This window comes from Paraburkholderia heleia NBRC 101817 (assembly GCF_000739775.1).
In the GTDB taxonomy this organism is placed as follows: domain Bacteria; phylum Pseudomonadota; class Gammaproteobacteria; order Burkholderiales; family Burkholderiaceae; genus Paraburkholderia; species Paraburkholderia heleia.
Map to the genome: position 1 here is coordinate 1 of NZ_BBJH01000042.1, position 13,966 is coordinate 13,966.

Here is a 13,966-nt window from a genome sequence, read left to right on the forward strand (position 1 = left end):
GAAAGGAACGCGATCGTGTCGGCTACCGGCCAGATCATCTGCGAGATGTCCGAGCGCTGCTTCTCTTCGCCGTTGACCGCGAGCCAGATGTCGCCCTTCTCGAGATGGCCGATCTTCGCAACCGGATGGATCGGGCCGATGGGCGCCGAATGGTCGAAGCCCTTGGCCGTATCCCACGGACGACCGAGCTTCTTCGCCTCGCCCTGCAAGTCGCGGCGCGTCATGTCGAGGCCGAGCGCGTAGCCATACACGTGGTCGAGTGCGTCCGCGACCGGAATGTCCCTGCCGCCCTTGCCGATGGCCGCGACGAGTTCCATCTCGAAGTGCACGTTCTGCGACTGCGCGGGATAGGGAAATTCGGCGGTCGAGCCGGGTGCAACGTAAAGCACCGCGTCGGCGGGTTTGGAGAAGAAGAACGGCGGTTCACGGTTCGGATCGTGGCCCATCTCGCGCGCATGCGCTTCGTAGTTGCGGCCAACACAGTAAATGCGCCGCACCGGGAAACGCGTGTCGCTGCCGGCCACCGGCACCGAAGCGAGCACCGCCGGTTCGAATACGTACGTCATGGAGTTCTCCGTCTTTGTGATGGGCGTGCGCGAGGCACGCGGGCCTGTGTAGATCGCACGGCTTGCGCCGTCGGAACAATCGCGAGTGTAACGCGCAGCGGTGGGCGTGCGCGGAGGAGCCTTCAGGCGGCTGGACGGGCACGGCCGGTGAGGACGGCCGGTCAGGCGCGGCCGGTCAGGCGCGGCCGACGAGGCGAGGCAAGGTGCGGCGTGCTCGTGCGATACTTCCCGCATCCCCCATTCCAGTATGACGGCGGCCCGCCGCACGCCGCCGAACGAACCGCGCTCGCCCATGACCACCGCCGACTCCACCGACATCTTCCCGTGTGCCCGCTTTATCAAGGAGATCGGCCGCGGACCGCACGGCGCCCGCTCGCTCTCGTCCGCAGACACGCACGCCCTCTACGCCGCCATGCTCGACGGCCGCGTGCCCGAACTGGAGCTTGGCGCGGTGCTGCTCGCCTACCGCCTCAAGGGCGAGACGGCGGATGAACTGGCCGCCATGCTCTGTGCGGCGCACGCCTCGTTCGCGCCGCTCGCGGTGCCGCGAGGCGACTATCGGCCTGTGTCGATCCCAAGCTACAACGGCGCGCGCAAGCAGCCGAATCTCGTGCCGCTGCTCGCCCTGCTGCTCGCGCGCGAAGGCGTGCCTACGCTCGTGCATGGCGTCGTCACCGATCCGGGCCGCGTCACGAGCGCGGAAATCTTCGCGGCGCTGAATCGGCCCGAAGCACACGATCACGCCGAAATCGAGGCGCAACTGGCAGCGGGCCGCGTGGCGTTTTCATCGATAGAAACGCTTGCGCCCAAACTCGCGCGCCTGCTCTCGATGCGCCGGCGCATGGGCGTGCGCAACTCCACGCATACGCTCGTGAAGCTGCTGCAGCCGTTCGCGGAGCCGGGCCTGCGTCTCGTGAACTACACGCACCCGCCGTATCGCGAAAGCCTGAGCGCCCTCTTCGCGGCGCATCCGGAAGCGGCAGTGGGCGGCGCGTTGCTTGCGCGCGGCACCGAGGGAGAGGCCGTCGCCGACACCCGCCGCCAGGTGCAGGTCGACTGGCTGCACGACGGCATCTGCGAAACGCTGGTCGAACCGGAGCGCTCGTCGCCCGGCGCGCCCGAAGTCGATCTCCCCGAAGGCCGCGACGCCCCCACTACAGCAGCCTGGATCGAAGCCGTGTTGCGCGGCGAAGCGCCGGTGCCGGAGGCGATCACGCGCCAGATCGAGACGATCAGGCGCATCGCGAAGCGCTGACGCCTCGAACCACAAGCCGCGCGCCCAGGCCGCCGAAAGCCGCGCGGGGCGGGCGACGCGTGCCTTCCGCCACCGCATCGGCACGCAACGCCCGCCATCCTCCACGCGTCTTCACGCGGCCAATCTGCGATTCGCGGTTGACACGCGCATCCGCCCTGATTTACATTGGGCAGATGCGTTCTTACCCGAACACCCTCCGAATTACCCTCGGCCGACTATCGGCCCTATCGCTACGCCTAGCCTAAAGCTGGTGTAGCGCCGCAACGACCACCCCTCCGGTCACCGCGGTCCTCCCAAAGCTGTTTTCGCAGTACCCCAAATCCGCAGTATCTCTACAACCTGTCGTCTGCATTCGTCCGCTTACCGTTCGGACGAGTCGCGAGGTCAAAATGCACGTTGCATGGGCATCGTTCACGTCCGCTTTCGCCGCGCCGGTTACCGCCGTCACCGTGGCCGTCTTCTTCGCGTCCGAGGTTGCCGCCCGCACGCGTGAAGCTTCGCGCATCGTGCTCCGTCGCCAGCCCGCCAACCGCTCGCTGCCGACCGCCATCGCAAACGACACCATGAAGAACGAGGCTCGTCATGTTGCGTAATCCCGCCGAGAAGTACCGCCCCTTTCCCGCCATCCGTTTGAACGGCCGCAAATGGCCGACGCGCACCGTCGAGCGCGCGCCGGTCTGGATGAGCACCGATCTGCGCGACGGCAACCAGTCGCTGATCGAGCCGATGAGCATCGAGCAGAAGACCGAATTCTTCGAAATGCTCGTCGCTATCGGGTTCAAGGAAATCGAAGTCGGCTTTCCGTCCGCTTCGCAGACCGACTTCGATTTCGTGCGCAAGCTGATCGACGAAAAGCGCATTCCCGACGATGTGACGATCGAGGTGCTCGTGCAGTCGCGCGAAGAATTGATCGCCCGCACGTTCGAGGCGCTCGAAGGCGTGCCGCGCGCCATCGTCCACCTCTACAACGCGATCTGCCCGTCGTTCCGCAAGATCGTGTTCGGCCAGTCCAGGGACGAAGTGAAAGCGCTCGCGGTCGAAGGCACGCGCATCATCCGCGAACATGCCGACAAAAACCCGCAAACACACTGGACGTACCAATATTCGCCCGAAACGTTCAGCATGACCGAGCTGACCTTCGCGCGCGAAGTCTGCGACGCGGTGGCCCAGACGTGGCGCCCGACGCGCGATCACAAGATGATCGTGAATCTTCCGGCGACGGTCGAAGCGGCGATGCCCAACGTCTACGCCGACCAGATCGAGTGGATGGACCGCAATCTCGCGTACCGCGACAGCATCGTGCTTTCGGTGCACCCGCATAACGACCGCGGCACGGCGGTGGCCGCCGCCGAAATGGCGCTGCTCGCTGGCGCGGACCGTATCGAAGGCTGCCTCTTCGGCAACGGCGAGCGCACCGGCAACGTCGATCTCGTCACGCTCGCGATGAACCTCTACACCCAGGGCATCGACCCGGGCCTCGACTTTTCCGATATCGACGCCGTGCGCCGCGTGGTCGAGCGCTGCAACCAGCTCCCCGTGCATCCGCGCCATCCGTACGCGGGCGACCTCGTGTTCACGGCATTCTCAGGCTCGCATCAGGATGCGATCCGCAAGGGCTTCGCGCAGCAGCAGCCCAGCGCAGTCTGGGAAGTGCCCTATCTCCCGATCGATCCCGCCGACCTCGGCCGCAGCTATGACGCGGTGATCCGCGTGAACAGCCAGTCGGGCAAGGGTGGCGCCACCTATCTGCTCGAACGCGGCATGGGCTTCACGCCGCCGCGCCGCGTGCAGATCGAGTTCAGCCACGCCGTGCAGATCGTCGCCGATACGTCGGGCGAGGAAATCACGGGCGATGCCGTCTGCGCACTGTTCGCGCGTGAGTACTTCGAAACGCGCGGGCCGGCCGCCAGCGCCGGGTCCGGCCGGGTGCGCTGGGAAGGCCGTGAAGTGGCCATGCCGGCTGCCGCGGGCAGCGACGAAGCGCATGCGCAAGCCGTGGCCGGCGCCATCGCGTCGATGGCCGGCGAGCGCATCGAAATCGCGTCGTTCGAGACCGCACGCACCTCGCAGGGCGGCACGGCCGTGTTCGTCGGCGCGCGCGTGGGCGGCCAGCCGTTGCGCCACGGCGTGGGCGTGGGCGAAGACGCGGCCCATGCGTGCATCGCGGCGGTGGTCAGTGCGGTGAATCGCGCGGTCTGGCCGCAAGTGGATCGGCGCGCGGCGGCCTGACGCCTGCCGCGCGAGGTGCGCGAGGTGCGCGAGGTGCGCGAGGTGCGCGAGGTGCGCGAAGCAGTGTGAGTTTCAGCAGGGAAATCGGCAGCATCGTTGAGCGCCGGCGGCAAAACGGGCCGCCGGCGTGCGCCTGAAGCGCTCACGCGGCGCTTCAGCGAGTGGACTTACCGGTCGTCACTCGATCGCGCAACGCGTCGCCTGCCATGCGAGCAGCCGCCAGTGTCCCCCTTCCTGCGTCTGGATCGCCGTATAGGCAATCGGAAAGAGCAGCGCACCGTTGTTCGCTTCCATCTCGATGAGTACGCGGCCGGAGACCACGCAGGCCTCGTTGCCCGCATGCAGCACGTCCTGCGACTGGATCTCGATCTGGCGGTAGCGGCGGCGACCTGCCGTGATCGCCTCGATGAACTGCTGCTTGGTCTCGCGTTTGCCGTTGGTATGCACGAAGGTCGCATGATCGGACAGCAGCTGGTCCAGCGACGTGCCGTCGCCGTCGACCATCGCGCGAAAGCGCTCGCGCTCAAGTCCGCGAATCGCATCGATTAGTTTTGCCGCCATCGCTCGAACCCCTTGCGCGTCGGCCCGCGCCTGAACGCGCGGATCTACGCCGAAGATTTTCTGCATACGTCTGGCTGAAATTTATACCAGGTTTTGGCGCAAGGATACTTGCGATCAAAGACATCGCCTCCATGTATGGCGCATACGCCACGCGCCGGACGAAAACGGCGCGTGTCGATAACGACACCTTGCGGCCGCGCCCGGATGTCGCAGCGCAGCACTTGCGCCTTTGTCCGATGTCTATTTGTCGGATTTCGCGGCAAGGTCCGGGGCGCTCCGCGGCCCTCCAAGCGTCGTTGATTCCACCCTTTATTCCCCGCGCCCTCGCGCCGGACTGCTGTCCCGTTCTAGAATGTTCCTTCGGCTCGCCCCCTGTGCGGGCTTGTGCCGGACGCCAGGCCCCGCCCTGCTTGACGGCCGGCGTTTAGTGTAATCTATCGATACAACCATTTCGATAGAGATAAAGGAACCCTGAAGCCCCTACAGACTCCAAGTATTAGCACTCGGGAATTCAGAGTGCTAACATCCACCGTGGAGTCGGTGTCCGACTTTTGCAAGATTCCTGAGGAGTTCGCTACGTGAGCAACGCAATGACCATGACCCTTCCGAGTACGCTGAGCCCGTCGTCGGCCAAGGCCGGGGGCTCATTGGCGCTCGCGAATGCTTCCCTGTTGCCCGGCCAGCTGGGCAACATCGACGCCTACATTCAGGCCGTGAACCGGATCCCGATGCTGACGCCGCAAGAAGAGCGACAGTTCGCGACCGAGTTTCGCGAGCAGAACAATCTTGAAGGCGCGCGCCGCCTGGTGCTGTCGCACCTGCGTCTCGTGGTGTCGATCGCGCGTAATTACCTCGGCTATGGCCTGCCGCATGCCGACCTGATCCAGGAAGGCAACATCGGCCTGATGAAGGCCGTGAAGCGCTTCGACCCCGAGCAGAACGTGCGCCTCGTGTCGTACGCGATGCACTGGATCAAGGCTGAGATCCACGAGTACATCCTGCGCAACTGGCGCATGGTGAAGGTCGCCACGACCAAGGCACAGCGCAAGCTGTTCTTCAACCTGCGCAGCCACAAGCAGGGCCTGCAGTCGTTCACGCCGGAGGAAATCGACGGCCTCGCGCAGGAGCTGAACGTGAAGCGCGAAGAGGTCGTGGAAATGGAAACGCGCCTCTCGGGTGCCGACATCGCGCTCGAAGGGCAGACCGAAGACGGCGAGGAATCGTTCGCCCCGATCGCCTGGCTTGCCGACTCGCACAGCGAGCCGAGCGCCGTGCTCGCCGCACGTTCGCGCGACCGCCTGCAGTCGGACGGCATTGCGAGCGCGCTGGAAGCGCTCGACGCACGCAGCCGCCGCATTATCGAGGCGCGCTGGCTCAACGTGGACGACGACGGTTCGGGCGGCTCGACCCTACACGAACTGGCCGACGAGTTCGGCGTTTCGGCCGAGCGCATTCGCCAGATCGAGGCGAGCGCCATGAAGAAGATGCGCACCGCGCTCGCCGACTACACGTAAGCGTCGCCGGCACTGAGCGCCAAACCGGAAACCCCGTTCCTGCGAACGGGGTTTTTCTTTTGTGTCCGCGAAAGCTGCGCACGTTCGCACCGGCCTCGCTGATTCCGCCCTAAGATGATTTCGAGGTGGTGAGCCAGAGACCGCGCCGCGGTCCAGCCTCGTCACACGTTCATGGGCATCCGTCGTCATGTTCCCGGCATCCGGTCAACGCCAGCCGTCGTTGCTACGCGCGCGCATCCTCCAGTGGATGCGCGGCCCCACCTTCGCGCGCGATATTGCCCTCGTTCTCGCCGTCAAGCTCGTCCTCCTGGTGGCGCTCAAATACGCGTTCTTCAATCACCCGCAGGCGCAAGACATGAACATGCCGCCGGCCGCCGTCGCGCAGGCCATCCTGGCTGTGCCCATGTCGACGGCGCCCAAGCCGTCCGTGCCCCAACATCAGACCATGCCGCCGCCACAAGGAGACCGTCATGCCCACGATTGAATCGGTGGAACTCTCGCGTCTTCAGTTCGCCATCACCGCGCTCTACCACTTCCTGTTCGTGCCCCTCACGCTCGGCCTCTCGTGGATGCTCGTCATCATGGAGTCCGTCTATGTGATGACCGGCAAGGAGATCTACAAGGACATGACGCTGTTCTGGGGCAAGCTGTTCGCCATCAACTTCGCGATGGGCGTCACCACCGGCCTCACGATGGAGTTCCAGTTCGGCACCAACTGGTCGTACTACTCGCATTACGTGGGTGATATTTTCGGCGTGCCGCTCGCCGTCGAAGGGCTCGCGGCGTTCTTCCTCGAATCGACCTTCGTCGGGCTGTTCTTTTTCGGCTGGAATCGCCTGTCGAAAGGCGCGCACCTCTTTACCACGTTTCTCGTCGCGCTCGGCTCGAACCTCTCGGCGCTGTGGATTCTCATCGCCAACGGCTGGATGCAGAACCCCGTGGGCGCGTCGTTCAACTATGAAACCATGCGCATGGAACTCACCAGCCTGTTCGCGGTGATTTTCAACCCCGTCGCGCAGGTGAAGTTCGTGCATACGGTTTCAGCCGGCTACGTGACGGCCTCGATGTTCGTGCTCGGCATTTCGTCGTGGTACCTGCTGCGCCGGCGCGACGTCGAGTTCGCGTTGCGCTCGTACGCGATCGCCGCGGGCTTCGGCCTTGCGTCCACGCTGTGCGTCCTGATCCTCGGCGACGAATCGGGCTATACCGACGGCGCGGTGCAGCAGGTCAAACTCGCCGCCATCGAGGCCGAATGGGACACCGCGCCCGCTCCCGCGCCATTCACGCTGTTCGGCCTGCCGAACCAGAGGGAGGAGCGTACCGACTACGCGATCCGCATTCCGTGGCTGATGGGCATCATCGCCACGCGCTCGATCGACACGCCCGTGATCGGCCTGAAAGACCTGATGGGCCGCGCCGAAGTGCGCATCCGCAACGGCATGCTCGCCTACGCCGCACTGCAAAAGATGAAGGAAGGCACCGCCGACACCGAAACGCGCGACGTGTTCGAGGCGCACAAGGCCGATCTCGGCTACGGCCTGCTCCTGCGGCAGTTCACGCCGAACGTGGTCGACGCGACTTCCGCGCAGGTTCGGGCCGCGTCGCGAACGGCGATCCCACCCGTCGCAGCCGTGTTCTGGTCGTTCCGCGTGATGGTGGGTCTCGGCATCCTCTTTCTCGTGACCTTCGTGCTCGCCTTCTGGTTCTGTGCGCAGCGCTCGCTGCTCAAGGACAACCGCCGCTGGTTCCTGGGCTGGGCGCTGGTAGCGATCCCGCTACCGTGGCTCGCCGCCGAGTTCGGCTGGGTCGTCGCGGAACTGGGCCGCCAGCCGTGGACCATTGCGGAAGTGCTGCCCACGCGGCTTTCGGCTTCGAGCCTCGCACCCGGCGACGTGATGCTGAGCATCGCGGGCTTCGTGATCTTCTACACGCTGCTCTTCATCATCGAAATCACGCTGATGTTCAAGTACGCGCGCCTCGGGCCTTCGTCGCTGCATACCGGCCGCTACTTCCATGAGCAGACGGCCGCGCTTGCGACCGGCGGCAAGGTTTCGTGATCGCGGCCAGACAACGAAAGACGCGAGGAAATATGCCATGGACTACGCAACGCTCAAGCTGATCTGGTGGGTGCTGATCGGCGTGCTGCTGATCGGCTTTGCCGTCACCGACGGCTTCGACATGGGCGCGGCCGTGCTCCTGCCCTTTGTCGGCAAGACCGACGAGGAACGCCGCATCGTCATCAATACGGTGGGGGCGACGTGGGAAGGCAACCAGGTCTGGTTCATCACCGCGGGCGGCGCGATGTTCGCCGCCTGGCCGCTCGCCTATGCGGCGTCGTTCTCGGGCTTCTACTTCGCCATGCTGCTCGTGCTCTTCTCGCTGTTTTTCCGGCCCGTGGGCTTCGACTATCGCGGCAAACGCGTGGACGTGAGATGGCGCCAGGGCTGGGACTGCGGCCTCTTCATCGGTGGCTTCGTGCCCGCGCTCGTGTTCGGCGTAGCGTTCGGCAATCTGCTCCAGGGCGTGCCGTTCGCCTACGACACGGACCTGCGTGTGACGTACCACGGCAGCTTCTTCGCACTCCTCAATCCATTCGCACTGGTCTGCGGGCTCGTGAGTCTTTGCATGCTCACCGCGCACGGCGCGGCGTTCCTGAAGATGAAAAGCGATGGCGTCGTCGCCATGCGCGCCTCGAAGGCGCTGCGCCTCTTCTCGGCGCTCACGATCGTGTTGTTCCTCATAGCGGGCGCGCTCGTGGCGACGCTCATCGGCGGCTATACGATCACGTCGCCCGCGCCGCTCGACACGGTGGCCAACCCGCTCCTGAAAAGCGTCGAATCGGGGCCCGGGCTCTGGCTCGCGAACTACGGGCTCTATCCGTGGATGGCGCTCGCGCCTGCCGTGGGCGTGCTCGGCGGCGTGCTCGCGTTCGCACTCGCGGGCTCGCGCTTCGAGCGGCTCGCGTTCCTGGGCACGGCGCTGCAGATCGTCGGCGTGATTCTGACTGCCGGCTTTTCGATGTTCCCGTTCATCATGCCCTCGTCGCTCGATCCCCGTTCGAGCCTCACGGTCTGGGACGCGACCTCGAGCAAGATGACGCTCGAGATCATGCTGGTGGCCGTCGTCATTTTCCTGCCGATCGTGCTCGGCTACACGGCATGGGTCTATCGCGTCATGCGCGGCAAGATCACCGCCGACGCGATACGGGACAACCACCATACGTTGTACTGAGCGTCGCAGCAATTCGCAGGCGCCGGAAACAAAGACGCCGCGGCATGTGCCGCGGCGTCTTTTATTGACTTACAGCCAATCGATTACGCCGGCTGAAGCGCCAGTTCACGTGCATAACGCGGCGCGGCGGCGCCGACCACGATGTGCAGCGTATCCGCCGAAGTCCACACCACGTCGAGCGCGCCGAGCTTCTCGCGATCCACGGCCGCCGGGTCGCGCACGATCACGCGCAGGCGCGTGGCCGCCACCGCGTCGAGCGAGACGATGTTGGCGACGCCGCCGAACACCGCCAGCCAGCGCGACGGAGTCGGATCGAGCGGGCCCTGTGCGAGATCCGCCTTCGCCTGAGTGGCCTGAGTGGCCTGAGTGGCCTGAGTGGCCTGAGTGGCCTGAGTGGCCTGACCCGCTGGCTGCGCCGCGGGAGCCGCCTTGCCCGCCGCGGCACCGCCGCGTGCGATCTCGCCGCGAATCTCATCGGCGATGATGTCCGCTTCCGGCCCGATGACGACCTGCACGCTTTCGCCGCCGCGCTTGAGCACGCCGCGTGCGCCGATTGCCTTCAATGCCGGCTCCGAAACATGCGTCGGATCGGCCACCGTGAGACGCAGACGCGTCGTGCAGGCATCGACCACCTTGAGGTTGCCCGCGCCGCCCAGCGCATCGATGTAGCGCGCCGCACGCGAGAGCGATGCCGTTGCCGAGCCGCCAGCCGCGACCGCCACGCCCGACATCGACGAGGCGATTGCCGTATCGCCCGCCGAGGCTTCACGGCCCGGTGTAGGCAGATTGAAGCGGCGGATGAAGAACCGGAACAGCCCGTAGTACACGACCGCATAGACCGCGCCGAGCGGAATGGCATACCAGCCATGCGTGGAAAGCCCGTAGTTCAGCACGTAGTCGATCGCGCCCGCCGAGAAGGTGAAGCCGAGCTTGATGTCGAGCAGCGAGCAGATCGCCAGCGACAGCCCCGTGAGCACCGCGTGGATCGCGTAGAGCACCGGAGCGAGGAACATGAAGGTGAACTCGATCGGCTCCGTCACGCCCGTGAGGAACGAGGTGAGCGCCATCGAAAACAGCAGGCCGCCGACCATCGCGCGCTTGTCCTTCGGTGCTTCGTGCAGCATCGCGAGGCACGCTGCCGGCAGGCCGAACATCATCACCGGGAAGAAGCCGGCCATGAAGCTGCCCGCCGTGGGGTCGCCCGCGAAGAAGCGGTGCAGGTCGCCCGTGACGGCCGCGCCGCCGGCTGCCGGCGTGAACGAGCCGAACACGAACCACACGAGCGAGTTGAGGATGTGGTGCAGGCCCGTGACAAGCAGAAGCCGGTTGAGCAAGCCGTACACGAAAGTGCCGATCGCGCCCGCCGTGGTGAGCCAGTGGCCGGCGGTGTCGATCACGCCCTGCACCGGCCCCCACACGTAGCCGAACACGATGCCGAGCGCCAGACACGTGAGCCCCGTGACGATCGGCACGAAGCGTTTGCCGCCGAAGAACGCGAGGAACTCGGGCAGCTTGATGTCCTTGAAGCGGTTGTACAGCATGCCCGCGACGACACCGGCCACCACACCCGACAGCACGCCCATGTTGAGCTTGTCGTTGATGTCCTTCATCACGGCGGTCTGGACCAGATAGCCCAGCGCGCCCGCGAGGCCGGCCACGCCGTTGTTATCTTTCGCGAAGCCCACTGCAATGCCGATCGCAAACAGCAACGGCAGGTTATCGAAGATCGCGCCGCCCGCATCGGCGATGATCTTGATGTTGAGCATGTCGGCCTGGCCGAAGCGAAGCAGGATGCCGGCGACCGGCAGCACTGCGATGGGAAGCATCAGCGCGCGGCCGAGGCTTTGTATCTTGAGAAACGGATTGCCATCCATTGAACTGCCTCCAGTCTCTATCTCTTGCTTGACGTGCGTGGGTGAGAGAAGCCGGCGCGCGATCGCTGCGCGCGCCGGCGTGTTTCCAGGGATTGCTTGAGGTGGGTGAAACAGAAACCATTAATCGAGCGGCCAGCTCTCGCGGCTCGCCGCACGCACGGCTTGCGCCGATTCGAGCGCGAGCGCGTTCTGCGCACGCTGGCGACAGTCGTTGTAGTCGAGCTTGCGCACGCGCGCCTTGATCGACGGCACCGAAACCGGATCGACGGAAAGCTCCGTCACGCCGAGGCCGACGAGCAACGGCACCGCGAGCGGATCGCCCGCCAGCGCGCCGCACACGCCGACCCACTTGCCGTGCTTGTTCGCGCCCTCGACCGCCGCCGCCACGAGACGCAGCACGGCCGGGTGCAGACCGTCGGCTTGCGCCGCGAGGTCAGGCCGGCAACGGTCCATCGCGAGCGTGTACTGCGTGAGGTCGTTGGTGCCGATCGAGAGGAAATCGGCGTGACGCGCGAGCTGGTCCGCGAGCAGGGCTGCGGAGGGCACCTCGATCATCACGCCCACCTCGATCGGCTGAGTGCGGCCCGCTTCGCGTGCGAATGCATCGATGCGCTCGCGCAAACGCACGAGCTCGCCCACGTCGGTCACCATCGGCAGCAGGATGCGCACCTTGCCCGCCGGCTTCACGGCGACGAGTCCGCGCAACTGGTCGTCCAGCAGATCGGGCCGCACCTGCGCGAGGCGGATGCCGCGCAGACCCAGCGCCGGATTCGGCTCCGGCGGCAGCGTGAGATAGTCGACTTCCTTGTCCGCGCCCACGTCGAGCGTGCGGATGATCGCCGTGCGGCCCGCAAGTGCATCCGTGATGGCCTGGTAGCTCTGAAGATGTTCCTCCACCGTCGGCGCGGCCTGGCGATGGATGAAAAGCAGCTCCGTGCGCAGCAGGCCCACGGCGTCCGCGCCGTTTTCCACCGCCGTGTTGGCGTCTTCCAGCGTCGCGATGTTGGCGGCGACTTCCACCGCGTGGCCGTCGCGCGTGGCTGCGGCCTCGTGCGATGTGCGCCGGTTCGCTTCGCGCACGCCGGCGAGGCGCTGCTTCTCGCTGCGCGCACGCTCGATGTCGAGCGCGCTCGGCGTGTACGCAAAGCGGCCTGCACCCGCATCGACGACGACTTCGGTGCCCTCGGGCACCGCATGAAGCGCGTCGCCGAGCGCGACGAGCGCTGGAATGCCGGCCTGGCGCGCGATGATCGCGGCGTGCGAGGTCGCGCCGCCGCGCGCCATCACGAGCGCCATCACGCGCTTGCGGTCGAGCGAGGCGAGATCGGACGGCGTGAATTCGTCGGCGGCGAGCACGGCTTCTTCGGGCAGCGTGCGCGCGGCCGAGTTCGACGGACCGAGCGCGCGCAGCACGCGCTTTTCGAGGTCGCGCAGGTCGGCGGCGCGCTCCGCGAGCAGCGCATCGTCCACTTGGCCGAGCACCGCGGCCTGTGCGCGGATCGCCTCGCGCCACGCGTAGCCCGCGCTCTTGCCGAGGCTGATCGCGTCGCGCGCGGCGTCGACGAGCGTCGGGTCTTCGAGCAGCACGCGGTGCATCGTGAAAATGCCCGCCTCGCCGATCGCGCCGCGCTGCGAAGCCGTACGCACGCTCTGATTCAGCTCGGCGTCGACAGCCGCGATCGCCTTGTCGAGCAGACGGCTTTCCGCGGCCGACGTGCCGCTCGCGAGTTCGGGCGGCGTGAGTTCGGCTTCGTCCCAGCGCACCAGCTTGCCCACCGCGACGCCCGGCGCCGCGCACACGCCCGCGAGTACGCCCGGCTCGGCGGACGACGCCACGTCGACCGCGGCTTCCTGCATCACGGGTGCGGGCGACTGCTGCCGCGCCGGCAATTCACTTGCCGCGCCGCCCTCACCGGGCGCGTCGCGCAAAAGTTCGTTCGCTACGGCGTCCACGGCGCGCTGCGCCTCGAGGCCGATGCCGACGAGCTCGATGGTCGCGCCCTCGCCCGCGCCGAGGCCGAGCAGGCCGACGACGCTCTCGATCGCGGACTTGCGTTCGCCAAAGCGGACCTCGACGCGCGCATCGATGCCGCGCACCGCTTCGCGGGCCCGTGCCGCCGGCCGCGCATGGAGGCCGCCCGCATGCGTGAGCGTGATGCTGCGGCGCACTTCGTTTGCGATCAATTCGTGGGCGGGCGCGACCTGAGCACCGTCACGCACGCGCAGCACGAGCAGTGCGGACTTGCCCGCTTCGACGTGCCCCGCGCCCGCGCGCCCGATCACTTCGAATGCATCCGAATTGGCGATTGCGACGACCGAAACGAGGCTCGGCGCATTGCACGCCACCACGTCGAGATCGAACTCGATCAACGTGTCGCCGAGACGCACCTGCGCGCCCTGCGTGACCTTTGGCGTGAAGCCCTTGCCGTTCAGCTCGACGGTGTCGATGCCGACGTGAACGAGCACCTGTGCGCCTTCTGCCGATTGCAGCGTGACCGCGTGGCCCGTGCGCGCGAGATGCACGACGATGCCGTCGCACGGCGCGACGACACGGCCGACGAGCGGATCGACGCCGATCCCGTCGCCGAACAACCCTTCCGAGAACACCGGATCGGGCACCGACGCGAGCGGCACGACCGGCCCGGTGAGCGGAGAGGCCAATACGATTTGCCCCTCGACGCGAGTATGCGGATCCATCAGGCGAGACTCCTCGATGCGTTCCATTCGCTTTCCAAT

General features: G+C 66.3%; 11 protein-coding genes. 7 read left to right on the top strand and 4 right to left on the bottom strand.

Features of this window, described 5'->3' with window-relative positions:
- Positions 1–566, bottom strand: a 566-nt coding sequence (locus BHE01S_RS28970) for a fumarylacetoacetate hydrolase family protein (RefSeq protein WP_042270026.1), incomplete at its 3' end; no start/stop codon positions are given.
- A 292-nt stretch (positions 567–858) separates the two neighbouring features.
- On the opposite strand from BHE01S_RS28970, the gene ybiB reads away from it, so the two are divergent.
- From ybiB to leuA, 3 genes are all read left to right on the top strand, one after another.
- Positions 859–1,821: a DNA-binding protein YbiB gene (ybiB, locus tag BHE01S_RS28975; RefSeq protein ID WP_042270102.1), complete on the top strand. Its 963-nt coding sequence runs from the start codon at positions 859–861 to the stop codon at positions 1,819–1,821.
- Between the two features lie 389 nt (positions 1,822–2,210).
- The gene (locus BHE01S_RS28980; RefSeq protein WP_042270028.1) at positions 2,211–2,414 is read left to right on the top strand and encodes a hypothetical protein; all 204 of its coding nucleotides are present in this window, start codon (positions 2,211–2,213) and stop codon (positions 2,412–2,414) included.
- Positions 2,404–4,050: a 2-isopropylmalate synthase gene (leuA, locus tag BHE01S_RS28985; RefSeq protein ID WP_042270030.1), complete on the top strand. Its 1,647-nt coding sequence runs from the start codon at positions 2,404–2,406 to the stop codon at positions 4,048–4,050. Before BHE01S_RS28980 ends, leuA begins: the two co-directional genes overlap by 11 nt.
- A gap of 177 nt (positions 4,051–4,227) precedes the next feature.
- Here leuA and BHE01S_RS28990 read toward each other — a convergent pair whose 3' ends face one another.
- Positions 4,228–4,611 carry a nuclear transport factor 2 family protein gene (locus BHE01S_RS28990; protein WP_042270104.1) on the bottom strand — a complete coding sequence of 128 codons (384 nt, stop codon included), beginning with the start codon at positions 4,609–4,611 and terminating at the stop codon, positions 4,228–4,230.
- A gap of 578 nt (positions 4,612–5,189) precedes the next feature.
- Between BHE01S_RS28990 and rpoH the strand changes: the two genes are divergently transcribed.
- From rpoH to cydB, 4 genes are all read left to right on the top strand, one after another.
- Positions 5,190–6,125: an RNA polymerase sigma factor RpoH gene (gene rpoH / locus BHE01S_RS28995; RefSeq protein ID WP_042270032.1), complete on the top strand. Its 936-nt coding sequence runs from the start codon at positions 5,190–5,192 to the stop codon at positions 6,123–6,125.
- 187 nt (positions 6,126–6,312) lie between these two features.
- Positions 6,313–6,609: a cytochrome oxidase putative small subunit CydP gene (cydP, locus tag BHE01S_RS29000; RefSeq protein WP_042270034.1), complete on the top strand. Its 297-nt coding sequence runs from the start codon at positions 6,313–6,315 to the stop codon at positions 6,607–6,609.
- Complete coding sequence (locus BHE01S_RS29005) at positions 6,596–8,182, top strand: cytochrome ubiquinol oxidase subunit I (protein WP_042270036.1); 1,587 nt, start codon at positions 6,596–6,598, stop codon at positions 8,180–8,182. Before cydP ends, BHE01S_RS29005 begins: the two co-directional genes overlap by 14 nt.
- Before the next feature lie 37 nt (positions 8,183–8,219).
- Positions 8,220–9,356, top strand: coding sequence for a cytochrome d ubiquinol oxidase subunit II (gene cydB, locus BHE01S_RS29010; protein WP_042270038.1), 1,137 nt, complete (start codon positions 8,220–8,222; stop codon positions 9,354–9,356).
- Between the two features lie 83 nt (positions 9,357–9,439).
- On the opposite strand, the gene nagE is transcribed toward cydB, so the two are convergent.
- Together nagE and ptsP are read right to left on the bottom strand one after the other, a co-directional pair.
- Complete coding sequence (nagE, locus tag BHE01S_RS29015; protein WP_042270040.1) at positions 9,440–11,230, bottom strand: N-acetylglucosamine-specific PTS transporter subunit IIBC; 1,791 nt, start codon at positions 11,228–11,230, stop codon at positions 9,440–9,442.
- A gap of 120 nt (positions 11,231–11,350) precedes the next feature.
- Positions 11,351–13,954, bottom strand: coding sequence for a phosphoenolpyruvate--protein phosphotransferase (ptsP, locus tag BHE01S_RS29020; RefSeq protein WP_042270042.1), 2,604 nt, complete (start codon positions 13,952–13,954; stop codon positions 11,351–11,353).
- Positions 13,955–13,966 lie beyond the last annotated feature (12 nt).

Bases quoted from the DNA above. Each gene is read 5' to 3' on its own strand.
- ptsP (WP_042270042.1), bottom strand. From the start codon at position 13,954: ATGGAACGCATCGAGGAGTCTCGCCTGATGGATCCGCATACTCGCGTC.
- BHE01S_RS28980 (WP_042270028.1), top strand. From the start codon at position 2,211: ATGCACGTTGCATGGGCATCGTTCACGTCCGCTTTCGCCGCGCCGGTT.
- BHE01S_RS29005 (WP_042270036.1), top strand. From the start codon at position 6,596: ATGCCCACGATTGAATCGGTGGAACTCTCGCGTCTTCAGTTCGCCATC.
- cydP (WP_042270034.1), top strand. From the start codon at position 6,313: ATGTTCCCGGCATCCGGTCAACGCCAGCCGTCGTTGCTACGCGCGCGC.
- BHE01S_RS28990 (WP_042270104.1), bottom strand. From the start codon at position 4,611: ATGGCGGCAAAACTAATCGATGCGATTCGCGGACTTGAGCGCGAGCGC.
- nagE (WP_042270040.1), bottom strand. From the start codon at position 11,230: ATGGATGGCAATCCGTTTCTCAAGATACAAAGCCTCGGCCGCGCGCTG.
- ybiB (WP_042270102.1), top strand. From the start codon at position 859: ATGACCACCGCCGACTCCACCGACATCTTCCCGTGTGCCCGCTTTATC.
- cydB (WP_042270038.1), top strand. From the start codon at position 8,220: ATGGACTACGCAACGCTCAAGCTGATCTGGTGGGTGCTGATCGGCGTG.
- leuA (WP_042270030.1), top strand. From the start codon at position 2,404: ATGTTGCGTAATCCCGCCGAGAAGTACCGCCCCTTTCCCGCCATCCGT.